This is a genomic window from Tepidimonas sp. (assembly GCF_036825565.1).
GTDB lineage: Bacteria > Pseudomonadota > Gammaproteobacteria > Burkholderiales > Burkholderiaceae_C > Tepidimonas.
The window spans coordinates 1-22,364 of sequence record NZ_DAISXZ010000034.1; the positions used below are offsets into that span (position 1 = coordinate 1).

General features: G+C 69.4%; 21 protein-coding genes and 1 pseudogene. 12 read left to right on the forward strand and 10 right to left on the reverse strand.

All coding sequences use genetic code 11. The features are described 5' to 3' along the window. Positions 1-51: 51 nt before the first annotated feature. Entirely contained in the window at positions 52-1,356 is a 1,305-nt protein-coding gene (locus V7026_RS06260) for an NAD(P)/FAD-dependent oxidoreductase (RefSeq protein ID WP_334154507.1), read from the reverse strand. A 100-nt stretch (positions 1,357-1,456) separates the two neighbouring features. Here V7026_RS06260 and V7026_RS06265 point away from each other — a divergent pair, with 100 nt between their 5' ends. Continuing rightward, on the forward strand, positions 1,457-2,458 hold the full coding sequence (locus V7026_RS06265) for a MerR family transcriptional regulator (RefSeq protein ID WP_334154508.1): 1,002 nt from the start codon (positions 1,457-1,459) through the stop codon (positions 2,456-2,458). 58 nt (positions 2,459-2,516) lie between these two features. Here V7026_RS06265 and V7026_RS06270 read toward each other — a convergent pair whose 3' ends face one another. Then, positions 2,517-3,005, reverse strand: a complete 489-nt coding sequence (locus V7026_RS06270) for an Lrp/AsnC family transcriptional regulator (RefSeq protein ID WP_334154509.1) — start codon at positions 3,003-3,005, stop codon at positions 2,517-2,519. 71 nt (positions 3,006-3,076) lie between these two features. Here V7026_RS06270 and V7026_RS06275 point away from each other — a divergent pair, with 71 nt between their 5' ends. Together V7026_RS06275 and V7026_RS06280 are read left to right on the forward strand one after the other, a co-directional pair. Next, positions 3,077-3,241, forward strand: a complete 165-nt coding sequence (locus V7026_RS06275) for a hypothetical protein (RefSeq protein WP_334154510.1) — start codon at positions 3,077-3,079, stop codon at positions 3,239-3,241. Beyond that, positions 3,241-3,447 (forward strand): annotated as a pseudogene (locus V7026_RS06280) (EamA family transporter); the annotation flags it as partial. The gene V7026_RS06275 and the pseudogene V7026_RS06280, both read left to right, overlap by 1 nt. Before the next feature lie 180 nt (positions 3,448-3,627). On the opposite strand, the gene V7026_RS06285 reads toward V7026_RS06280, so the two are convergent. Further along, complete coding sequence (locus tag V7026_RS06285) at positions 3,628-4,569, reverse strand: LysR substrate-binding domain-containing protein (RefSeq protein ID WP_334154511.1); 942 nt, start codon at positions 4,567-4,569, stop codon at positions 3,628-3,630. 130 nt (positions 4,570-4,699) lie between these two features. On the opposite strand from V7026_RS06285, the gene V7026_RS06290 reads away from it, so the two are divergent. From V7026_RS06290 to V7026_RS06330, 9 genes are all read left to right on the forward strand, one after another. Further along, complete coding sequence (locus V7026_RS06290; RefSeq protein WP_334154512.1) at positions 4,700-5,434, forward strand: HAD-IA family hydrolase; 735 nt, start codon at positions 4,700-4,702, stop codon at positions 5,432-5,434. A gap of 63 nt (positions 5,435-5,497) precedes the next feature. Beyond that, on the forward strand, positions 5,498-6,580 hold the full coding sequence (locus V7026_RS06295) for a class 1 fructose-bisphosphatase (protein WP_334154513.1): 1,083 nt from the start codon (positions 5,498-5,500) through the stop codon (positions 6,578-6,580). Between the two features lie 51 nt (positions 6,581-6,631). Continuing rightward, positions 6,632-7,516 carry a phosphoribulokinase gene (locus tag V7026_RS06300; RefSeq protein ID WP_334154514.1) on the forward strand — a complete coding sequence of 295 codons (885 nt, stop codon included), beginning with the start codon at positions 6,632-6,634 and terminating at the stop codon, positions 7,514-7,516. A gap of 45 nt (positions 7,517-7,561) precedes the next feature. Then, positions 7,562-9,598 (forward strand): transketolase, encoded by a 2,037-nt coding sequence (gene tkt, locus V7026_RS06305; RefSeq protein WP_334154515.1) that lies wholly within the window; start codon positions 7,562-7,564, stop codon positions 9,596-9,598. Next, positions 9,595-10,320 (forward strand): HAD-IA family hydrolase, encoded by a 726-nt coding sequence (locus tag V7026_RS06310; protein WP_334154516.1) that lies wholly within the window; start codon positions 9,595-9,597, stop codon positions 10,318-10,320. The genes tkt and V7026_RS06310 overlap by 4 nt, the downstream gene beginning before the upstream one ends. Positions 10,321-10,385: 65 nt before the next feature. Further along, positions 10,386-11,408, forward strand: a complete 1,023-nt coding sequence (gene gap / locus V7026_RS06315) for a type I glyceraldehyde-3-phosphate dehydrogenase (protein WP_334154517.1) — start codon at positions 10,386-10,388, stop codon at positions 11,406-11,408. A gap of 83 nt (positions 11,409-11,491) precedes the next feature. Next, a complete protein-coding gene (locus tag V7026_RS06320) occupies positions 11,492-12,697 on the forward strand; it encodes a phosphoglycerate kinase (RefSeq protein ID WP_334154518.1) in 1,206 nt (401 codons plus the stop codon). A 27-nt stretch (positions 12,698-12,724) separates the two neighbouring features. Then, the gene (fba, locus tag V7026_RS06325; RefSeq protein WP_334154519.1) at positions 12,725-13,792 is read left to right on the forward strand and encodes a class II fructose-bisphosphate aldolase; all 1,068 of its coding nucleotides are present in this window, start codon (positions 12,725-12,727) and stop codon (positions 13,790-13,792) included. A gap of 43 nt (positions 13,793-13,835) precedes the next feature. Then, complete coding sequence (locus V7026_RS06330; protein WP_334154520.1) at positions 13,836-14,549, forward strand: Crp/Fnr family transcriptional regulator; 714 nt, start codon at positions 13,836-13,838, stop codon at positions 14,547-14,549. 13 nt (positions 14,550-14,562) lie between these two features. Here V7026_RS06330 and lapB read toward each other — a convergent pair whose 3' ends face one another. From lapB to pheA, 7 genes are all read right to left on the reverse strand, one after another. Beyond that, positions 14,563-15,711, reverse strand: a complete 1,149-nt coding sequence (gene lapB / locus V7026_RS06335) for a lipopolysaccharide assembly protein LapB (RefSeq protein ID WP_334154521.1) — start codon at positions 15,709-15,711, stop codon at positions 14,563-14,565. Beyond that, on the reverse strand, positions 15,701-15,991 hold the full coding sequence (locus V7026_RS06340) for a lipopolysaccharide assembly protein LapA domain-containing protein (RefSeq protein WP_334154522.1): 291 nt from the start codon (positions 15,989-15,991) through the stop codon (positions 15,701-15,703). Before V7026_RS06340 ends, lapB begins: the two co-directional genes overlap by 11 nt. After that, positions 15,988-16,284, reverse strand: a complete 297-nt coding sequence (locus V7026_RS06345; RefSeq protein WP_334154523.1) for an integration host factor subunit beta — start codon at positions 16,282-16,284, stop codon at positions 15,988-15,990. The genes V7026_RS06340 and V7026_RS06345 overlap by 4 nt, the downstream gene beginning before the upstream one ends. A 139-nt stretch (positions 16,285-16,423) precedes the next feature. Beyond that, positions 16,424-18,103 (reverse strand): 30S ribosomal protein S1, encoded by a 1,680-nt coding sequence (gene rpsA / locus V7026_RS06350; RefSeq protein ID WP_334154524.1) that lies wholly within the window; start codon positions 18,101-18,103, stop codon positions 16,424-16,426. Between the two features lie 163 nt (positions 18,104-18,266). Continuing rightward, positions 18,267-20,309 (reverse strand): bifunctional 3-phosphoshikimate 1-carboxyvinyltransferase/cytidylate kinase, encoded by a 2,043-nt coding sequence (locus V7026_RS06355; protein ID WP_334154525.1) that lies wholly within the window; start codon positions 20,307-20,309, stop codon positions 18,267-18,269. Further along, positions 20,273-21,256 (reverse strand): prephenate dehydrogenase, encoded by a 984-nt coding sequence (locus V7026_RS06360; protein ID WP_334154526.1) that lies wholly within the window; start codon positions 21,254-21,256, stop codon positions 20,273-20,275. The genes V7026_RS06355 and V7026_RS06360 overlap by 37 nt, the downstream gene beginning before the upstream one ends. Positions 21,257-21,263: 7 nt before the next feature. Further along, positions 21,264-22,364, reverse strand: a 1,101-nt coding sequence (pheA, locus tag V7026_RS06365; protein WP_334154527.1) for a prephenate dehydratase, incomplete at its 5' end; no start/stop codon positions are given.

Consider the following 22,364-nt stretch of genomic DNA (forward strand, 5'->3'; position numbering starts at 1 on the left):
GTGGGGGGGGCCGGCATCGCGGGCATCGGATCGTCCTCGGGCGCAGCCGGTTCAGGCGGCCGCCCTCTGTGCGAGCAGCCGGGCCTGCAGCGCGTCTGCCACGGCCAGCCCGGCCTTCAGGCCGTCCTCGTGGAAGCCGTAGCCGGTCCACGCACCGCAGTACCAGGTGTGCCAATGCCCCTGCAGGCGCGGCACGGCGCGTTGCGCGGCGATCGCGGGGCCGTCAAATACCGGGTGGTGGTATTCGAACTCGGCCAGTATGCGCTCGGCCGCGATCGGCCGCACGGGGTTGAGCGACTCCACCACGGGCTGGGCGAAGGGCAAGGGCTGCAGCACGTTCAGCCAGTAATGCAAGCAGACCTGCGATGACTCGCGCTGCGCGTCGGGGGCGCGCTCGTAGTTCCAGGCCGACCAGACGGCCCGCCGCCGTGGCAGCACCGCAGTGTCGGTGTGCAGCACGGCGCGGTTGGGCTGGTAGCGGATGGCACCCAGCACCGCCCGTTCTTGGACGCTGGGGTGGGCCAGCAGCGCCAGCGCCTGGTCGCTGTGGGTGGCGATCACGACCTCATCAAAGCGCTCGGCCCCCGCGTCGGTGAACACCGTGGCGCCGGCCACGTCCCGCTCGATGCGACGCACGGGCGTGGCGCGCCGGGCGTCCGGGATGCGTGCGACGATGCGCTCCACATACTGCCGCGCGCCCCCGGCGACGGTGTGCCACTGTGGCCGGTCGTTGACCTGCAACAGCCCATGGTTGTGGCAGAAGCGAATCATCGTGGCCACGGGAAAGCGCAGCATCTGGTCGGTCGGGCAGCTCCAGATGCAGCCGATCATCGGCAAAAAATACCAGTCGCGAAACGCTGCGCCAAATCCGTGCGCCTGCAAAAACTCCCCAAGCGGCTGCTGCAGATCGGTGTCGCGTCCCCGTTCGGCCAGCCGGGTGCATAGGCGGTTGAAGCGCAGCAGATCGGCCAGCATCCCCCAAAACCGAGGGCGCGCCCAGTTGCGCCGCTGCGCAAACAGGGTAGCCAGCGACGCGCCGCCCCATTCGAGGGCTGGGCCGCGCGCGCCGGCCGGCACCTGCACCGAAAACGACATGTCCGACGGCGCCGTCGGCACGCCCAGCTCCGCCAGCAGCGCGATCAGGTTCGGATAGGTGCGCTCGTTGAACACCAGAAAGCCCGTGTCCACGCCGTGGGTGACCGGTCGGCCCTGCGCATCGGGCAGGGTCACGTCCACCGTGTGCGTGTGCCCGCCGAAGTAGTCGTTGGCCTCGAACAGGGTGACATGAGCCTGGTGGCGCAGGCGGTGCGCGACCGCCAGGCCCGAAATGCCCGATCCGACGATGGCGACCTTCATCTGCAACCTCCTGCGCGGGAGCGGACCCACACGCTGTTTTGTCCTAGACAAAACCCATTGTATGCTGCATGGACTCTTTGTGCATGTGCAGGTTCCCGCCATGGATGTTGCCTCCTTGTCCCCTTCGCCCTCCGCCGGTGTGCCGGTGGCCCTGTGGGCCATCGCCGATGTGGAGCGTGAAACGGGCATCGGCAAGGACACTTTGCGCGTATGGGAGCGTCGCTACGGCTTTCCCGTGCCGCGGCGGGATGAGCGTGGCGACCGGCTCTACGATGCCGATCAGTTAGGCCGACTGCGCCTGATTCGTCGGTTGCTGGACGCCGGCCACCGCCCCGGTCGGGTGGTGGGCCTGCCGCGCGAGGCTCTGGAGGCCTTGGCGGTGTCCGCGGTGGGGCAGGGTTCGGTCGTGCTGAAGCGGTCACCCGACGACGATGGCGTGCTGAGCGGCCCGGGCGTGGACGAGCTGGCGCCTTGGATGGCGTGGTTGCGCCACGACCAGACCCTGCGGCTGCGCGAGGCGTTGCGCGAGTCGGTGCGCGTGCGCGGGCTCGCCCAGACCGTCGAGGCGGTGGTTGCCCCGCTGTGTGTGGCGGTTGGCCACGCTTGGCTGCGCGGCGAGATTGCGGTGTACCAGGAGCACCTGTTCACCGAGGCGGTGCAAGCCACGCTGCGCGAGGCCATCGCCCGCACCGACGAGACCAACCCTGCCGGTCCGCGGCCGCCGCGCGTGCTGCTGACCACGGCTGCGGGGGAGCAGCATCAACTTGGGTTGCTGATGGCGGAGTGCTTTCTGGCCCTGGAAGGCTGCGACCGCCTGCCGCTGGGGGTGTGCACGCCGGTGGCCGAGATCATCGACGCCAGCGCGCGGACGGGGGCCGACGTGGTCGCCCTCAGCTACAGCGACTACGCCAGTCGGCGCGATGTCATCGACACCGTGGTGCAGTTGCGCGAGGGGCTGGCGGCGCCGGTGGAACTGTGGATCGGCGGGGCCGGGGCGGCCCGCGACCCGCGCCGGTTGCCGCCGGGTGTTGTCGTGTTGCGTCGGGCGGCCGACGCCGCCGCCCAGGCGCGCCTGTGGCGCCAACGCCGCGGCCTGGCGTGATGCGGCGGTGCCGACGGCCGCCCGTCGGCGCCGGGGCCGCGGTTGGCAATGTTAGAGGTCAACTCCCCGTCGCCGGTGGCGCGGCCGGCCGGCGCAGCGGCCGGTCCTCGAACTCGGTGTTGAGCACCACGGTGCTCGTGGTGCGGGCCACACCCGGAATCGCCTTGATTTGGTAGAGCAGGTCTTCCAGCGCCCGGGCGTGTGTGGTGCGGATCTTGGCGACGAAGTCGTACTCCCCTGCCACGCTGTGCAGTTCCAGCACCTCGGGCATCTCGCGCAGGCGCGGGGCCACCTCCCGGCAGTGGACCCCGCCGTCGTTGCGGATCGCGACGAAGGCCGTGAAGTGCAGCCCTAGCCGCTGCGGGTCGATGCGCAGCGAAAAACGTTCGATCACCCCGCGCTCGACCATCTTGCGCACCCGCTCGTGGACCGCGGCGGTGGATAGGCCCACCTCGTTGGCCACATCGGCATAAGAACGACGGCTGTCTGCGCTCAAGGCCGTAAGAATTCCGATGTCGATGTCGTCGAGCTGAATGTTTGCTTGCATGGCGGTCGTTTGTCGGTCAAAATACGGTTCGGCCGTCGATGGCCGGAAATTATCCGATCAGGAAACCGATCATGCAAACGTTTTCCAGTCTTCCAGCGGGCCGTTGGCGCCCGCTCGCCGCCCTGTCCGTCGTCTACATCGTCTGGGGCACCACCTACTATGCCCTGGGGGTGGCCATGCGCACGCTGCAGCCGGTCCTCATGACGGGGCGCGCTTCCTCATCGCTGGGGCGGTGATGCTGGCGCTGGCGCAGTGGCGCGGGCAGGCGTGGCCAACCCGGCGCGAATGGGTCGGCTGCGCCCTGATCGGCATCCTGATGGCGTTTGCCGCCATGGCCCTGGTCGTGCTCGCGCAGCATCAGGGGATAGGCTCCGGCCTCATGGCCACGGTGGTCACGACCATGCCCATGTGGCTGGCGTTGTGGACGCGCCTGGGCGGCGAGCGCGTGCCAGGCACGAGCTGGGCCGGGCTGGCGCTGGGGGCAGTGGGTGCCGGGCTGTTGGCGCTGGAGGGCGACTTTGGCGCCACGCCGCTGGGCGCGCTGTTCGCTTTTGCCGCGCCCCTGTGTTGGAGCATCGGGTCGTATGCCTCGCGCCGCCCTCAGCGTCGCAGCGTGGCGGCTTCAGCCCGCGGGCTCCAGCGGCAGCAGTGCGCCGTAGCGCTCGGCCAAAAAGCGTTCGCCCTGCTCCAACACGAAGTACCGAAACGCCTCCGCCGCGGGCGACAGCAGCTTGGCCAGCGTGTGCACCACATGCCAGGCGCGCACCACGGGCGTGCCCTCAACGTCTAGCCTGGCGATGAGCCCGTGCTGCAACTCCACGCGCAGGGTGTGCAGCGACAGCAGGCTCAGCCCCAGCCCCGCCATCACCGCTTGCTTGACGGCCTCGTTGCCGGGCAGTTCCATCACGATGCGGAGCTCCTGCCGGTGCCGCTCGAAGAAACCATCGAACACCGCCCGCGTGCCGGAGCCGTGCTCGCGCGCGATGAAGCCGTAGGGCAGCAGCGACTGCACCGTTGGATGCCCGATGCGCAGCAGCGGGTGGTCGATGGGGGCGACGAAGATGTGGGGATGGGCGCCAAACGGCTCGGCCCGCACATTCAACTCGTTGGGGGGGCGGCCCATGATGGCGATGTCGACCTCGGCGTTGCGCAGCATCTGCACGAGCTGCTCGCGGTTCCCGATGGCCAGACGCACATCCAGTCCCGTGTGTTCGCGGGTGAATTCGGCCAGCAGCGCCGGTACGAAGTACGTTGCCGTGCTCAGCAAGCCGATGGTGAGCGTGCCTGTCTCCAGCCGCTGCAGGCGCGCGGCGGCGTCCTCGGCGTCCTTGAGTGTCGCCAGCACCTTGCGGGCATAGACCAGCATGTATTCGCCGGCTGTGGTCAACGACACGCGCCGCCCCTGGCGCTCGAACAGCGGTAGGCCGACGTGCCCCTCCAACTCCTTGATCTGCATGGTCACGGCCGGGGGCGTGAGGTGCAGTGACTCCGCCGCGCGGGCAAAGCTCAGGTGCTTGGCTACCTCGGCAAACACGCGGAGCTGGCGGAAGGTGGCGTTGCGCATGACGTTAAGTATTCTCTGAATCAAAAATAAAACAACCGTGAATTTACCTTATGTAATTGGATACTTATAGTTGATCCCAGACACCGGAAGCGCGACCCGTCGGGGTCTGCCGGTGGCACGGAGGTTTCCCATGCTGTCTGCGCTCATCTTCGACGTCGACGGCACGCTCGCCGATACCGAGCATGCCCATCTGGCGGCCTTCAACGCGGCCTTCGCGGCCGAGGGGCTGGACTGGCGCTGGGATGAGGCGCTCTACACCGAGTTGCTCACCGTCTCCGGCGGCAAGGAGCGCCTGCGCCACTATTGGCAACTGGTGCACCCGCAGGTGCAGGACATCGATGGCACGGCCCTGCAGGCCCTCATCGATCGGCTGCATGAGGTCAAGACCGCCGTCTACGAACAGGCGGTGCTCGACGGTGCGGTGCAAGTGCGCCCCGGCGTGCTCGCCCTCATCGAAGCGGCTCGCACCGCCGGGCTGAAGCTGGCGATCGCCACCACGACCTCGCCGGTCAACATCGCGGCCCTGCTGCGCGCCGCGATCGGGCCGGACTGGCGGCAAACCTTCGCGGTGGTGGAAGATGCCTCCACCGCACCGCGCAAAAAGCCCGACCCGCAGGTCTACCGCCAGACGCTGCAGCGCCTGGGGCTGCCGGCCCAGCGCTGCCTGGCCTTCGAGGACTCGGCCAACGGCCTGCAAGCCGCCAACACCGCTGGGCTGGCTACCGTGGTCACCCCCAACACCTTCACGGCGCACCACGATTTTGCGGATGCGCTGCGCGTTTTGCCCTCGCTGGCGGGGGTGACGCTGGCCGATCTGCAGTCATGGCACGCCGCCACACTCGCCCAGCCGGCCGCGGCGGCCTGAGTGCGCCGAGCGTTCCGCAAGCGTCCTGTCTTTCCGCGTCATCCGACACCCGAGAGTGCCCCCATGCCCCTGTCTCGACGTACCACGCTCACCCAGTTCCTGATCGAGCAGCGCCGCCGTTTCCCCAGCGCCAGCGGCGACTTCAATGCCCTGGTGCTGGACGTGGCGCTGGCGTGCAAGGCGATCGCGCGCAGCGTTGCCTTCGGCGCGCTGGGCGGCGTGCTGGGCGCGCAGTCCGGCTCGATCAACGTGCAGGGCGAGGAGCAGAAAAAGCTCGACGTCATTAGCAACGAGCTGTTCGTGCGCGCCAACGAGTGGGGCGGTCACCTGGCCGGCATGGCCAGCGAGGAGATGGACGAGCCTCACAACATTCCGTCCATCTATCCGCGCGGCAAGTACCTGCTGGTGTTCGACCCGCTGGACGGCTCCAGCAACATCGACGTCAACGTCTCGGTCGGCAGCATCTTCTCGATCCTGCGTGCGCCGCAGGATGTCATCGACAGCGGCCGTGACGTGACGGCGGCGGACTTCCTGCAACCCGGCTGCCAGCAGCTGGCCGCCGGCTACGCGCTCTACGGCCCTTCGACGATGCTGGTGCTGACAGTGGGCACCGGCGTGCATGGCTTTACGCTCGACCCCAACCTCGGTGAATTCCTCCTCTCGCACCCGGACATTCGCGTGCCGGAGGATACGCAGGAATTTGCGATCAACGCTTCCAACAGCCGCTTCTGGGAGCCGCCGGTCAAGCGCTATGTCGATGAGTGCCTGGCCGGCAAGACCGGCCCGCGCGGCAAGGATTTCAACATGCGCTGGATCGCCAGCATGGTGGCCGAGGCGCACCGCATCCTGATGCGCGGCGGCGTCTTCCTCTACCCCCGCGACACCAAGGATCCGTCCAAACCGGGCCGGTTGCGCCTGCTGTACGAGGCCAATCCCGTGGGCTTCATCATGGAGCAAGCCGGCGGGCGTGCCAGCACCGGGCGCGAACCCATCCTGACCGTGCAGCCGACTTCGCTGCACCAGCGCATCGGCCTGGTGTTCGGCAGCAAGAACGAGGTCGAGCGCATCGAGCGCTACCACCGCGAGCCGACGCCGCTGAAGGACGACAACCCGCTGTTTGGCGAGCGCTCGCTGTTTCGCGACTAAGGCCGAGCGCCGGTCACCGGATTCGCATACGACCCGAGGAGAACCCTTGCCATGTCCGAGAAGCATCCAATCATCGCCATCACCGGCTCCTCCGGCGCCGGCACCTCCACCGTGACGCGGACCTTCCAGAACATCTTCCGTCGCGAGGGAGTCAAGGCTGCCATCATTGAGGGCGACAGCTTCCACCGCTACGACCGCAAGGAGATGCGCCAGCGCATGGCGGAAGAGGAGGCCAAGGGCAACCGCCACTTCAGCCACTTCGGGCCCGAGGCCAACCTGTTCGAGGAACTGGAAAACCTCTTCAAGACCTACGCCGAGTCCGGCCGCGGCCGCAGCCGCAAGTACCTGCACAACGAGGAGGAAGCCGCCCCGTACAGCCAGGAGCCTGGCACCTTCACGCCGTGGGAGGACCTGCCCGAGGACACCGACATGCTGTTCTACGAGGGTCTGCACGGCGCCGTCGTCACCGACAAGGTCAACGTCGCGCAGTATCCGGACCTGCTGATCGGCGTGGCGCCGTCGATCAACCTGGAGTGGATCCAAAAGCTGATCCGCGACAAGACGCAGCGCCGCTACAGCCAGGAGGCGGTGGTCGACACCATCCTGCGCCGCATGCCGGAATACGTCAACTACATCTGCCCGCAGTTCGCGGTGACGCATGTCAACTTTCAGCGCGTGCCGGTCGTCGACACCTCCAACCCTTTTATCGCGCGCGACATCCCCACCGCCGACGAGAGCATGGTCGTCATCCGCTTCGCCAAGCCCAAGGGCATCGACTTCCCCTACCTGCTGTCGATGATCGACGGCTCCTGGATGAGTCGGGCCAACACCATCGTCGTGCCCGGCGGCAAGATGGAGCTGGCGATGCAGCTGATCTTCACCCCCTTCATCTGGCGCATGATGGACCGGCGCAAGCGCGCGCTGGGCCTGGCCTGACGGCCCCGCGCCCGCCCCTTCGACCAGAGCCAAGCACGACCTGACATGAAGCTGAGCGACCTTCCCGAGCGCGCCGCCCCGACGCCGGAGCTGGCCCGCCGTATGGCCAACGCGATCCGTATGCTGGCGGTGGACGCCGTCGAGCAGGCCAAGAGCGGCCACCCCGGCGCCCCGATGGGCATGGCCGAGATCGCCGAGGTGCTGTGGAGCCGCCATCTCAAGCACAACCCGGCCAACCCGGCCTGGGCCGACCGCGACCGCTTCGTGCTGTCCAACGGCCACGGCTCGATGCTGATCTACGCGCTGCTGCACCTGAGCGGCTACGACCTGCCGATCGAGGAGCTCAAGGCCTTTCGCCAGCTGCACAGCCGGACGCCGGGCCACCCCGAGGTCGGCATCACCCCGGGCGTGGAGACCACCACCGGGCCGCTGGGGCAGGGCATCGCCAACGCGGTCGGCATGGCGCTGGCCGAGAAGCTGCTGGCCGCCGAGTTCAACCGCCCCGGCCACACCATCGTCGACCACCACACCTACGTGTTCCTCGGCGACGGCTGCATGATGGAGGGCATCAGCCACGAGGTCTGCTCGCTGGCCGGCACGCTGCGCCTGCCCAAGCTGATCGCCTTCTACGACGACAACGGCATCTCGATCGACGGCCACGTCGAAGGCTGGTTCGCCGACGATACGCCGACGCGCTTCGAGGCCTACGGCTGGCACGTGATTCGCAACGTCGACGGCCACGACGCCGAGGCGGTGGACGCCGCGATCCGGCTGGCCAAGGCGCAGGCGCGCCGCCCGGACGGCAAGCCCACGCTGATCTGCTGCAAGACCGTGATCGGTCAAGGATCGCCGAACAAGGCCGGCACGCACGACGTGCACGGTGCGGCGCTCGGCGCCGCGGAGGTCGCCGCCACGCGCGCCGCGCTCGATTGGCCGTACGCGCCGTTCGACATCCCGGCGGAGATCTGTGCCGCGTGGGACGCGCGCGCCCACGGCGCGGCGGCCGAGGCCGCCTGGCGCCAGCGCTTCGCCGCCTACGCCGAGGCCCACCCGGAACTGGCCGCCGAGTTCGAGCGCCGCATGCGCGGGGAGCTCAAGCCCGAGCTGGCCGAGCGCCTGCCAGCGCTGCTGGATGCCGCCGCCGCGCGCACCGACGCCGTGGCCACGCGCAAGGCCAGCCAGCTGGCTCTGGATGCGCTGGCGCCGCTGATCCCGGAATTTTTCGGCGGCAGCGCCGACCTGACCGGCTCCAACCTCACCAATTTCAAGGGCTGCACTATCGCCGGGCGCGACCGCTGGGGCAACCACCTGAGCTATGGCGTGCGCGAATTCGGCATGGCCGCGATGATGAATGGGATCGCCCTGCACGGCGGCTACCTGCCGTACGGTGGCACCTTCCTCACGTTTAGCGACTACAGCCGCAACGCCATTCGCATGGCGGCGCTGATGAAGCAGCGCGTCGTGCACGTGTTCACGCACGACTCGATCGGCCTGGGCGAGGACGGCCCGACGCACCAGAGCGTGGAGCACGTGCCGAGCCTGCGCCTGATTCCGCAGTTGGACGTCTGGCGCCCGGCCGACGCCTTGGAAACGCTGGTGGCCTGGGCGGCGGCGGTGCAGCGTCGCGACGGTCCCTCGGCGCTGTGTCTGTCGCGCCAGAACCTTCCGGTGGTGACGCAGCGCGCGCATGCCGACGGCGCCGCGCGCGGCGGTTACGTGCTGAAGGACATGGACGGCGCGCGCGCGGTGATCGTCGCCACCGGTTCGGAAGTCGCGATCGCCCTGAAGGCTCAGGAGCTGCTGGCCGCCGAAGGCATCCCGACGCGCGTCGTCTCGATGCCGAGCACCACGGTGTTCGATCGCCAAGATGCCGCTTATCAAGATGCCGTGCTGCCCCCGGCGCTGCCGGCAGTGGCGGTGGAGGCGGCGCATCCGGACTTCTGGCACAAATACGTCGGCCGCCGCGGCCGCGTGGTCGGCATCGACCGCTTTGGCGAGTCGGCCCCGGCACCGGCGCTGTATGAGTACTTCGGTCTGACCCCGGCCAAGGTGGCGCAGGCCGTGCGCGAGGTGCTGGCGTGAGCGCGCCGGCACGCACCGCGCTGCCGTTCGACCTGATGCTGTTCGACCTGGACGGCACGCTGGTCGAGACCGCGCCGGAGATCGCCGATGCCGTCAACGACACCCTGACCGAGCTAGGGCTGCAGCCGGCCACGCTGGAGCAGGTGACGCGCTGGATCGGCCACGGCACGCGCGAGTTGCTGGTGCAGGCGCTGGCCGCGCGCCAGGGCCGCAGCGCCGACGCCGTGCGCGGCGATCCGGGCTTCGCGGCGGCGGAGGCGGTGTTTCAGCGCCACTACGAGGCGCGCTGCGGCACCCGCAGCCACCCCTACCCGCGGGTGGTGGAGGCGCTGCAAGCGCTGCGCGCCGCCAGCGTGCGCCTGGTCGTCGTCACCAACAAGGAGGCGCGCTACACCGCCCGCGTGCTGCAGGCGCACGCGCTCACCGGGCTGTTCGACCGCGTCATCAGCGGCGACGTACTGCCCGTCAAGAAGCCCAACCCGCTGGCCGTGGCCGACAGCCTGTTGCGCTACGGGGTGGACCGCAGCCGCGCGCTGCTGGTGGGCGACTCGTCGATCGACGTGGCCACCGCGCGCCATGCCGGCATCGCCGTCTGGTGCGTGCCGTACGGCTACAACATGGGCGAGCCCATCGAGGCTTGCGCGCCCGACCGCGTGATCGCGGACTTCGGCGCGCTGATGCCGGCCACGCTGCAGGCGGCCGCCGCCGCGGTCAGCGGTTGATCCCCTTTCACCCCATTTCCCATTGGAACCGGGCTTTCCATAAGAACCACGAGGAGTAAGCACCCATGACCATTCGCGTCGGCATCAACGGTTTCGGCCGCATCGGCCGCATGGTGTTTCGCGCCGCGCTGCGCAACTTCCAGGGCGACATCGAGATCGCCGGCATCAACGACCTGCTGGAGCCGGACTACCTTGCCTACATGCTGAAGTACGACAGCGTGCACGGCCGCTTTCAGGGCGACATCGCGGTGGAGGGCAACACCCTGGTGGTCAACGGCCGGCGCATCCGCCTGACCGCCGAGCGCGACCCGGCCAATCTGCGCTGGGGTGACGTCGGCGCCGACGTGGTGATCGAGTCCACCGGCATCTTCCTCGACGACGCCGGCGCGCGCAAGCACCTGCAGGCCGGCGCCAAGCGCGTCATCATGAGCGCGCCCAGCAAAGACGACACGCCGATGTTCGTCTACGGCGTCAACCACGGCAGCTACGCCGGCCAGGACATCATCTCCAACGCCAGCTGCACCACCAACTGCCTGGCGCCGCTGGCCAAGGTGGTGCACGACCAGTGGGGCATCAAGCGCGGCCTGATGACCACGGTGCACGCCGCCACCGCAACGCAGAAGACGGTGGACGGCCCCTCCAACAAGGATTGGCGCGGTGGCCGCGGCATCCTGGAGAACATCATCCCCAGCTCCACCGGTGCGGCCAAGGCGGTCGGCAAGGTCATCCCGAGCCTGAACAAGAAGCTGACCGGCATGGCCTTCCGTGTGCCGACCAGCGACGTCTCGGTGGTGGACCTGACCTGCGAGCTCGAAAAGCCCGCCACCTACGACGAGATCTGTGCGGCGATGAAGGCGATGGCGGCCAAGCCGGTGGCCGAGGGTGGCCTAGCCGGCGTGCTCGGCTACACCGAGGACAAGGTGGTGGCCACCGACTTCCGCGGCGAGGTCTGCACCAGCGTGTTCGACGCCGAGGCCGGCATCCAGCTCGACCCGACCTTCGTCAAGCTGGTCGCCTGGTACGACAACGAGTGGGGCTACTCCAACAAGTGCCTGGAGATGGCGCGCGTGGCCGGCCGCTCGCTGTGAGGTTTGCCACGCCGAACCCTCCCGACGACAGGATGCCCAAGGCCCCGGCATGCGCCGGGCCCGCTGGAGCCGGAGCCGAACCGATGGACTTCATCCGCTTTGCCGATCTGTGCGCCCAGGGCCAAGCCCAGGGCAAGCGCGTTTTCATCCGCGCCGATCTGAATGTGCCGCTGGCCTTCGAGGAGGGCGTGGCGTGCATCTCCGAGGACACCCGCATCCGCGCCTCCGTGCCGGCGATCCGCATGGCCCTGGAGGCCGGCGCTGGCGTCATGGTGACCTCGCACTTGGGCCGCCCGACCGAGGGTCAGCCCAAGCCCGAGGACACGCTTGCGCCGGTGGCCGCTCGCCTCAGCGAGCTGCTCGGCCAGCCGGTGCCGCTGATCCAGCGCTGGGTCGATGTCGGCTTCACGGTGGCGCCTGGCCAGGTGGTGCTGCTGGAAAACTGCCGCCTCAACCAAGGCGAGAAGAAAAACAGCCCTGAGCTGGCGCGCAAGATGGCGGCCCTGTGCGACATCTTCGTGCACGACGCCTTTGGCACCGCGCACCGCGCCGAGGCCAGCACCTACGGCATCGCCGAGTACGCGCCGGTGGCCTGCGCCGGACCGCTGCTGGCAGCCGAGATCGACGCCATCACGCGCGCGTTGGAACAGCCGGCGCGCCCGCTGGTGGCCATCGTCGCCGGCTCCAAGGTTTCCACCAAGCTGACCATCCTGCAGTCGCTGGCGCAAAAAGTCGACCGCCTCATCGTCGGCGGCGGCATCGCCAACACCTTCATGCTGGCCGCGGGCCTGCCGGTTGGCAAGAGCCTGGCCGAGCCCGATCTGGTCGGCGAGGCCAAGGCCGTCATCGCAGCGATGAAGGCGCGCGGCGCCGAGGTGCCGATCCCGGTCGACGTGGTGGTGGCGCCGGAGTTCAAGGCCGATGCGCCGGCCACCGTCAAGCCCGCCGCCGAGGTCGGCGAGGGCGACATGATCCTCGACATCGGCCCGCAGACCGCCGCGCAGTTGGCCGCGCTGCTGGAAAGCGCAGGCACCATCGTCTGGAACGGCCCCGTGGGTGTGTTCGAATTCGCCGCGTTCGAGAATGGCACACGCACCCTGGCGCAGGCGATTGCGCGCTCGCGGGCGTTTTCGATCGCCGGTGGCGGCGACACGCTGGCGGCGATCGCCAAGTATGGCATCGAGAAGGATGTGGGCTACATCTCCACCGGGGGCGGCGCCTTCCTGGAGGTGCTGGAAGGCAAGACGCTGCCGGCCTTCGAAATCCTGCAACGCCGCGCGCGCGGCTGACCTGCTTTTTCCCCGAGGAGCAACGCTATGTCATTGATCACACTGCGCCAACTGCTGGACCATGCCGCCGAGCACGGCTACGGCCTGCCGGCTTTCAACGTCAACAACATGGAGCAGATCCATGCCATCATGCAGGCGGCCGACGCGGTGGACAGCCCGGTCATCCTGCAAGGCTCGGCGGGGGCGCGTTCCTACGCCGGGGAGCCGTTCCTGCGCCACCTGGTTGCCGCGGCGGTCGAGGCGTACCCGCACATCCCGATTTGCATGCACCAGGACCACGGCGCCTCGCCGGGCGTGTGCATGCGCTCGATCCAGTCGGGCTTCAGCTCGGTGATGATGGACGGCAGCCTGCTGGAGGACGGCAAGACCCCCGCCAGCTACGAGTACAACGTGCGCGTCACACGCCAGGTGGCCGACATCGCGCACGCCTGCGGCGTGTCGGTGGAGGGTGAGCTGGGCTGCCTGGGCAGCCTCGAGACCGGCAAGGCCGGCGAAGAGGACGGCCACGGCGCCGAGGGCGAACTCGACCACTCGATGCTGCTGACCGATCCGGACGAGGCGGCCGACTTCGTGCAGAAGACCCAGGTCGATGCGCTGGCGATCGCCATCGGCACCAGCCACGGCGCTTACAAGTTCACGCAGAAGCCCACCGGCAAAGTGCTGCGCATCGACCGGGTCAAGGCCATCCACGCCCGCATCCCGAACGTCCACCTGGTGATGCACGGCAGCTCCAGCGTGCCGGAGGACTGGCTGGCCATCATCAACACCTACGGCGGCGACATGGGCACCACCTACGGCGTGCCGGTCGAGGAGATCGTCGAGGGCATCAAGCATGGTGTGCGCAAGGTCAACATCGACACCGACCTGCGCATGGCCGCCACCGGGGCGATCCGCAAACACCTGGCCGAAGACCGCAAAAATTTCGACCCGCGCAAATTCTTCAAGGCCGCGACCCAGGCGATGAAGGCCATTTGCCAGGCGCGCTACGAGGCCTTCGGCAGCGCCGGCATGGCCAGCCGCATCGGCAAGGTTTACAGCCTGGACGCCATGCGCCAGCGGTACGAAAAAGGCGAGTACGCACCCCGGGTGTCCTGAACGGCGGCCACCGCGCGACGGCGGCTCGGGCGAGAATTCGCCCATGATTCCGATCAAGACCGAATCCGCGTGGCGGGGCACGGCCGACTGCAAGACGTGTGGCGTTCGCGACATGGTGCTGTTTGCCGACCTCAACGAGCAGGATTTCAACCTCATCCACGCGCCCATCGACGACTTGGTATTTGCGGCGGGACAGTCCCTCTACCACGAGGGCGAGGCGGCGTTTGGCGTCTTTACCTTGCGCAGCGGCTTGGTCAAGCTGGTGCGCAGCACGCCCGACGGGCGCCAGCGCGTGCTGCGCGTGCTGCGACCAGGCGATGTGGTTGGCCTGGAGGCACTGGCGACCAGCCGTTACGACAGCGAGGCCACGGCGCTGACCGAGGCGTCGTTGTGCCGCATTCCCACCGACGTCGTCCACCGCTTGGCGCAGAACTCCCCGCGTCTGCACTGGCGGCTGTTACAAAAGTGGCAGCAGGCGCTCAAGGAGGCGGACGACTGGCTTGCCTCGCTCAACTTCGGCACGGCGCGCCAGCGCGTGGCCAATTTCATCCTGAAGATGCGCCACGCCACCGACCCGAGCGTGGTGACGCTGTTCTCGCGCGAGGACATGGGCGCCATGATGGACCTCAAGCTCGAAACCGTTAGCCGCGAAATCAGCGCCCTGGTCCGCGCCGGTGCCATCGAGCCGCTGGACCGCCTGGGCCGGCTCTACCGCATCGCCGACGAGGGTGTGCTCGAGGCTGCCGTGGTGGGCTGACGGCGCCAGCGGGTCACAGCTCTTCCACGCGGCGGGGGGGGTAGGTGTCCCAACCCTGGCAGCCAGGGCAGTGCCAGAAGTACTGGCGCGACTCGAATCCGCAGGCTGCGCAGCGGTAGCGCTTGAGGGGTTCGCCGGCGCGCTCCAGCGCCCGCCGGACCAGCGGCTCTTCGTCGGCGGTGCCGAGCGGCACCCCGGCCAGCCACAAGGTGGCCGCGACCAGGGACGGCTCCTGACGCAGATGGGCGATGTAGCGCTGGCGTGCCGTCGTCGCATCCGGGTCCAGCGTGGCCAGCGCCTGCGTGACGTCCAGCGATGGCGCATGCGCTTGCGCCCAGTCGGCCAGCCGGCTGCGTGCCCGCTCGGGCGTGCCCGCCATCAGGGACCACTGCGCCAGGCTGTGCGCGATCAGCGGAACGTGCTCCGGGCAATGGTCGGCCAAGGCCTCCAGCGCCGCCAGACCGCCATCCACATGCCCGAGCGACTGGCGCAGATCGGCCAGCGCCGCCCATGCCCGCGCCGACTGCGGCACCTGGTGGACCAGCGACTCCAGCAGCGCCAGCGCCTCGGTCGTGTGCCCCTGGCGGTGCAGAGCGGCCGCCTGCTCGCAGCGGTGGTGCGCCAGACGCAGGCGAAAGCTCCCACGGTCGCTGCCTTCCAGCGCCTGCGCCATCTCGGCCGCGCGGGCCCAGTCGCGCGAACGCTCGTGGATGCCCAGCAAAGCAACCTTGGCGTCGGTGTCGTAGCGCGTGCCGAGCAGGGCGGTGAAGGCCGCCTCGGCCCGGTCCAGCAAGCCCGCTTTCAGGAAGTCGAACGCCAGCGCGTGCTGCGCCCGTTCGCGCTCGCGCGGCGGCAGGTCGGCGCGGGCCAGCAGATGCTCATGCACCCGCACCGCCCGGTCGTAGTCACCCCGGCGGCGAAACAGCCCGCCGAGCGCAAAGTGCAACTCCGCCGCATCCGGGTCGTGCCGCACCGCCTCGATGAAGGCATCGATGGCCTGGTCCTGCTGCTCGTTGAGCAGGTGGTTGAGGCCGCGGAAATAGGCCCGCGGTGCCTGACGGCTCTCCAGCCGCCACTGCCGCAGATCGAAGCGCGAGGCCAGCCAGCCCAGCGCGAACGCCACGGGCAGCGCCCACAGCAGCCACGAGAGGTCAAACCCCATGGGGCGGCTCTTCCAGCGCGGGCGCGGTCGCGGGCGACGCGGGGGCGGTGGCCGCGCTGCTCTGGCGGGCCGTTCTTCGCGCGCGCCACCACAGCGGCGCCATCACCGCCATGCCCAGCAGCACACCGGCAAACAGGACGAGCAGCAGCACCAGCACCAGCGGGGCCTCCCACTGTGCCCCGAACAGCCCGTGCACGCGCACCGGGGCCTGGTTGTTGATCGCCAGCGCGAAGATGAGCAGGAACACCGCCGCCTTGAGCAGCCAGCCCAGCACCCTCATGCCGCCCCCCGCTGCGGCGCGTCGACGGCTTCCCGCAGGGCTTTGCCGGGCTTGAAGTGCACCATCCGCTTCGGGGGGACGTCGACCTGCTCGCCCGTGCGGGGATTGCGCGCCTGCCGCGCGGCGCGCTCGCCGACCGAGAAGCTGCCGAAACCGCGGATTTCGATGCGCTGCCCGGCCACCAGGCTCTCCGTCATGGATTCCAGCAAGGTTTTGACCGCGGCCTCCGCATCGGATGCGGTCAAATGCGGGTAACGCTCGGCCAGGGCATCGAACAGATCGCTGCGGTTCATGCCGCCATTATGCCCAGCAAAGCCGGCGTGCGGCAGGCGGCCAGTCCACGGCGGCCCCCATGAAAAAAGCCCGGCGGGGCGACCCCGGCCGGGCTGTGGAGCGCGCGGCCCGGGGCGTCCCGGGCCGGGCGGTGCGGGATCAGCCGTTTTGGCCGTCCAGCTTGGCGCGCAGCAGCGCGCCCAGGTTGGTGGTGCCGGCGTTGCCGGAGGTCTGGCTCAGGTTGGCCATGGCTTCCTGCTGGTCGGCGGCGTCCTTGGCCTTGATCGAGAGCTGGATGCCACGGTTCTTGCGATCGACGTTGACGATGACGGCCGTCACCTCGTCGCCCACCTTGAGCACGTTGCGGGCGTCCTCGACGCGGTCACGCGAAATCTCGCTGGCGCGCAGATAGCCGACGATGTCCTGACCCAGGTCGATTTCGGCGCCCTTGGCATCGACGCTCTTGACCGTGCCGGTGACCGTCGCACCCTTGTCGTGGATGGACACGAAGGTCGTGAACGGATCGGCGTCGAGCTGCTTGATGCCCAGGCTGATGCGCTCGCGCTCGACGTCCACGCCCAGCACGACGGCTTCGACTTCCTGGCCCTTCTTGTAGTTGCGCACGGCGGTCTCGCCCGGCTCGTTCCAGGACAGGTCGGACAGGTGCACCAGACCGTCGATGCCCGACTCCAGGCCAACGAACACGCCAAAATCGGTGATCGACTTGATCGGGCCCTTGACCTTGTCGCCGCGCTTGTGGGTGTCGGCGAACTCCTGCCACGGGTTGGGCTTGCACTGCTTCATGCCCAGGCTGATGCGCCGCTTGTCCTCGTCGATGTCCAGCACCATGATCTCGACCTCGTCGCCGATGGACACGATCTTGTTGGGCGCGACGTTCTTGTTGGTCCAGTCCATCTCGGAGACGTGCACCAGACCCTCGATGCCGGGCTCCAGCTCGACGAAGGCGCCGTAGTCGGCGATGTTGGTGACCTTGCCGAACAGGCGCGTGCCGGCCGGGTAGCGGCGCGCCACGCCCAGCCACGGGTCGTCGCCCATCTGCTTGAGGCCCAGGCTGACGCGCTGGCGCTCGGGGTCGAACTTCAGCACCTTGGCCGTGACTTCCTGGCCGACTTGCACCACCTCGTTCGGGTGGCGCACGCGGCGCCAGGCCATGTCGGTGATGTGCAGCAGGCCGTCGATGCCGCCCAGGTCGACGAACGCACCATACTCGGTGATGTTCTTGACCACGCCGGTGACGATGGCGCCTTCCTTGAGGGTCTCGAGCAGCTTGGCGCGCTCTTCGCCCATGCTGGCCTCGATGACGGCGCGGCGGCTGAGCACGACGTTGTTGCGCTTGCGGTCGAGCTTGATGACCTTGAACTCCATGGTCTTGCCCTCGTAAGGCGTCAGATCCTTGACGGGTCGGGTGTCGACCAGCGAGCCCGGCAGGAACGCGCTGATGCCGTTGACCATGACCTTGAGGCCACCCTTGACCTTGACGGTGGTGGTGCCGGTGACGAATTCGCCCGACTCCAGCGCCTTCTCGAGCGCCATCCACGAGGCCAGGCGCTTGGCCTTGTCACGCGACAGAATGGTGTCGCCGTAGCCGTTTTCGACGGCTTCGACCGCGACGGCGACGAAATCACCGACTTGGACCTCGAGTTCGCCCTGATCGTTCTTGAACTCGCTCAGGGGAATGTAGGCCTCGGACTTCAGCCCTGCGTTGACGACCACGTGGTTGTGGTCGATGCGCACCACCTCGGCGGTGATGACTTCGCCGGCGCGCATCTCGGCGCGCTTGAGCGACTCTTCGAACAGGGCGGCAAACGATTCAGACATGCAGATTCCTGGGTGCCGCGGTCGTCCGGGACCGGCGGCGGTTGGGTTGTCACCCGAACGGGCGTCGGGTGGTGGGTTGTCGAACCCTCCGGCGTGCGGACATGCCATCCGGCTGCGCCCTCGGGGCCCTGCAAGACCGGCCGTCGGGCCGAGGCGGACGCCCTCAGCCACCGAACGGCCGGCTGCGCTGCCACCACGCCAGCACGGTATCCACCGATTGCTCGATGGTCTGCTCCGAGTTGTCGAGGGCAAGCGCATCTTCGGCGGGCTTGAGCGGCGCGGCTGCGCGCGATCGATCGCGCGCATCCCGTGCCTCCAAGTCGGCCAAAAGACCGTCAATGCTAGCAGTTTCACCGCGCGAAATCAACTGCTCGTAGCGGCGCCGGGCGCGCGTGGCGGCGCTGGCCGTCAGAAAGACCTTCAGCGGCGCATCCGGAAAGACCACCGTGCCCATGTCGCGCCCGTCGGCCACCAGACCGGGCAGGCGCCGGAACCCCCGCTGCAGCGCCAGCAGGCCGGCGCGCACGGCCGGCACGGCCGACACCCGCGACGCCGCCATGCCCGCCGCTTCGCTGCGCACCGCGTCGGTGACATCGTCCCCCGCCAGCCAGATGCGCCCGTCGGCAAAGCGCACCGGCAGCCGCTCGGCCAACGCTCCCAGGCGCTGCGCCAGCGCGGGGTCGGCCAGCGCCGCCTCGTCCGTGGGCAGACCGACCCGTTCGGCGGCCAGCCCGACCACCCGATACAGGGCGCCGGAGTCCAGCACGTGGTAGCCCAGGCGCTGGGCCACCGCGGCGGCCAGCGTCCCCTTGCCCGAGGCGGTGGGGCCGTCGATGCAGATCACCGGAATATCGGCCGGCGCCGCTTCCACCACCGACCACAGCGTCTCGAAATAATCGGGGAAGGTCTTGCCGACGCACTGCGGGTCCAGGATGCGCACCGGCACCCGCGCAGGATTGAAGGCCGCCAGCGACGCACACATGGCCATGCGGTGGTCGTCGTAAGTGTGGATGGCGGCGGCCCGCCAGCCGCGTCCGTCCGCGCCCAGCGGGTGCACCCGCAGCCAGTCGGGGCCTTCGTCCACCGTGGCGCCCAGTTGGCGCAGTTCGGCGGCCATGGCGGCGATGCGGTCCGTCTCCTTCACGCGCCAACTGCCGATGTGGCGCAGCGTCGTCGGGCCGTCGGCGTACAGCGCCATCACCGCCAGCGTCATGGCGGCGTCGGGGATGTGGTTGCAGTCCAGATCCAGCGCGCGCAGCGGCCAGGCACCGCGGCGCACATGCAGGCGGTTGGCTTCGCCCTCGACGTGGGCGCCCATGGCCTGGGCGGCCTCGACGAAGCGGATGTCCCCCTGGATGGAATCCAGCCCAACGCCTTCGATGGTGACGGGGGCGTCGGTGGCGGCAATCGCCCCCAGGGCGACGAAGTAGCTGGCCGACGAGGCGTCGCCCTCGACATGGATGCGCCCCGGCGTGGTGTAGCGTGCCCCGGCGGGAATCGTGAAGCGGGACCAGCCCTCGCGCTGCACGTCCACGCCAAAGCGCGCCAGCAGGCGCAGGGTGATCTCGATGTAGGGCTTGGAGATCAGCTCCCCCACCACCTCGATGGTCACGGTGCGCGTCTGCGCGGCCAGCGGCAACGCCAACAGCAACGCGGTCAGAAACTGGCTCGAGACATCGCCGCGCACCCGGATCGGCGCGTCCAGCCGCAACGGCGTCGGGGCGGGGGCGCCGACCGCCAGCGGCGGATAGCCGGGTTGGCCCAGGTCCTCGATGGTGCCGCCCAATTGGCGCAGGGCGTCCACCAGGTCGCCGATCGGGCGCTCGTGCATGCGCGGCACCCCTGAGAGTTCGAAACGCCCCCCCTGCAAGGCGGTGAGCACCGTCAGCGCGGCGGTCAGCGGCCGCATCGCCGTGCCCGCATTGCCCAGAAACAGGCGCGCCTCGCGCACGTGCAGCCGGCCGGCCAGGCCGCGCACGCGCACCCTGGTGGGCCCGAGTCGCTCCAGCCCGCAGCCCAGCGTCGCGAGGGCCTCCAGCATCACCCGCGTGTCGTCCGAGTCGAGCAGATCCTCGATCACCGTCACGCCGTCGCACAGCGCGGCCAGCAGCAGCACGCGGTTGGAGATGCTCTTGGAGCCGGGCAGCCGCACGCTGCCGGCGGCGCGCGTCAGCGGGGGGATGTCGAGGAAGGCGGTGCGATACATGGGGGATCGGATGACGGGGGCGTGGCGGCGTAGGCGCCGGCGGCCCATTGGGTGCGGATGCGGCTGGCCTCGGCGATCAGCTCGCGCAGAGTGTGCGCGTCGCCCGCGTCCAGGGCGGCTTCGAACGTGTCCAGCGCCGCGCGGAAGTGCCGGGCCTGCACCCGCACCTGGGCGGCGTTGGCGAGCAGAATGTCGCGCCAGACGTCCGGGTCGCTCGCGGCGATGCGGGTGAAGTCGCGAAAGCCCGGCCCGGCCAGTCCCAGGAAATCCGCCGCGCGGGGCTGCCCCGCCAGCGCCCGCACGGCGGCGAAGGCCAGCAGGTGCGGCAAGTGGCTGACGGCGGCATAGGCGGCGTCGTGCGCCTCCGGCGTCATGGTGCGCACGCGCGCCCCCAGGGCCTGCCACAGCGCCTGGGCGCGCGCGGTCAGGGCGGGGGCGGTCTCGGCCAGTGGGGTCAGGATCACTTGGCAGCCGCGGTACAGATCCGCGCTGGCATGCTCTACGCCGGCGCGCTCCTTGCCAGCGATCGGGTGTGCGGGCACGAACTGGCCCAGCCGGTCGGCCAGCGCCTGGCGCGCGGCCGCCACCACATCGCCTTTGGTCGAGCCCACATCCATGACCAGGGTGTCCGGGCCGATCAGGGGGCGGATGGCCCGCAGCGTCTCGCCCGTCGCGGCGACCGGCACCGACACCAGCACCAGGTCGGCACCGGAGGCAGCCAGCAGCGCCGAGGGCGCTTCGACGTCGATCACGCCCAGCGTACGGGCGCGAGCCAGTGTCTGCGGCGAGCGGGCATAGCCCACCACCCGCTGCACCAATCCGGCGGCCTTGAGGGCCAGGGCGAACGAGCCGCCCATCAGCCCGCAGCCAATCACGCCCAGTTGCTCGAATCGGGGCGGCGCCGCGGGCGTGTCGCGGTCAACCGCGGTGGGGGAGGGCGTGCTCATCGCCCCCTCACTCCGACACCGGATAGGCGCCCAGCATCTTGTAGAAGGCGCACAGGCCTTGCAGTTCTTGCAGGGCGGCGGCCACATGGGGCTGGGACGGGTGCCCGGCGAGGTCGATGTAGAAGTAGTACTCCCACTGGCCGGATTTGGCCGGGCGGGACTCGAAGCGCGTCATCGACACGCCGTGCGCCTTGAGCGGGCGCAGCAGATCGTGCACTGCCCCCGGGCGGTTGGGGACCGACACCACCAGGCTGGTGCAGTCGCGCCCGCTGGCCGGGGGGGTGGCCATGGTTTGCGGCAGGCAGATCACCGCAAAGCGCGTGCGGTTGTAGGCCTCGTCCTGGATGGCATGCGCCACGATGTGCAGCGCGTACTGGGCGGCGGCCCGTTCGCTGGCGATGGCGGCCCAGGCGGGGTTCGTCGTGGCCAGCCGCGCCCCCTCGGCGTTGCTGGCCACGGCGCGGCGCTCGGCGTGCGGCAGGTGCGTGGACAGCCAGCCCTGGCACTGCGCCAGCGCCTGCGGATGGGCCATCACCACCTCGATGCCGTCCAGGCTGGGGGTCTGGCGCAGCAGGTTGTGCCGCACCAGCAGGCTGATTTCGCCCACGATGTGCACCGGCGAGCGCAGGAACAGGTCCAGCGAGCGCGCCACCACCCCTTCGGTGGAGTTTTCCACGCCGACGACCCCAAACTGCGCGGTGCCCGCCGCAGTGGCGTGGAACACCTCATCGAAGCTGGGGCAGTAAATCAGGTCGGCGGCGCTGCCGAAGTAATCGATCGCCGCCTGTTCGCAGAAGGTACCCTCGGGGCCCAGCACCGCGACCCGCAGCGGGGCCTCCAGCGCCAGGCAGGCCGACATGATCTCGCGCCATATGGCGGCCACATGCTGGTTGCGCAGCGGCCCAGGGTTGGCCGCTTCGATGTTGGCGATGACCTGCGCCACGCGGTCGGGCCGGAAGAAGGGCGAGCCCTCGGCCCGTTTGACCTCGCCGACGGCTTCGGCGATGCGGGCGCGTTCGTTGAGCAGTGCCAGCAGTTGGCGGTCGATGGCATCGATCTGTCGGCGCAGGGCCAGCAGACGGGGGCTGGCGGCCGGCGAGGGCGGGGC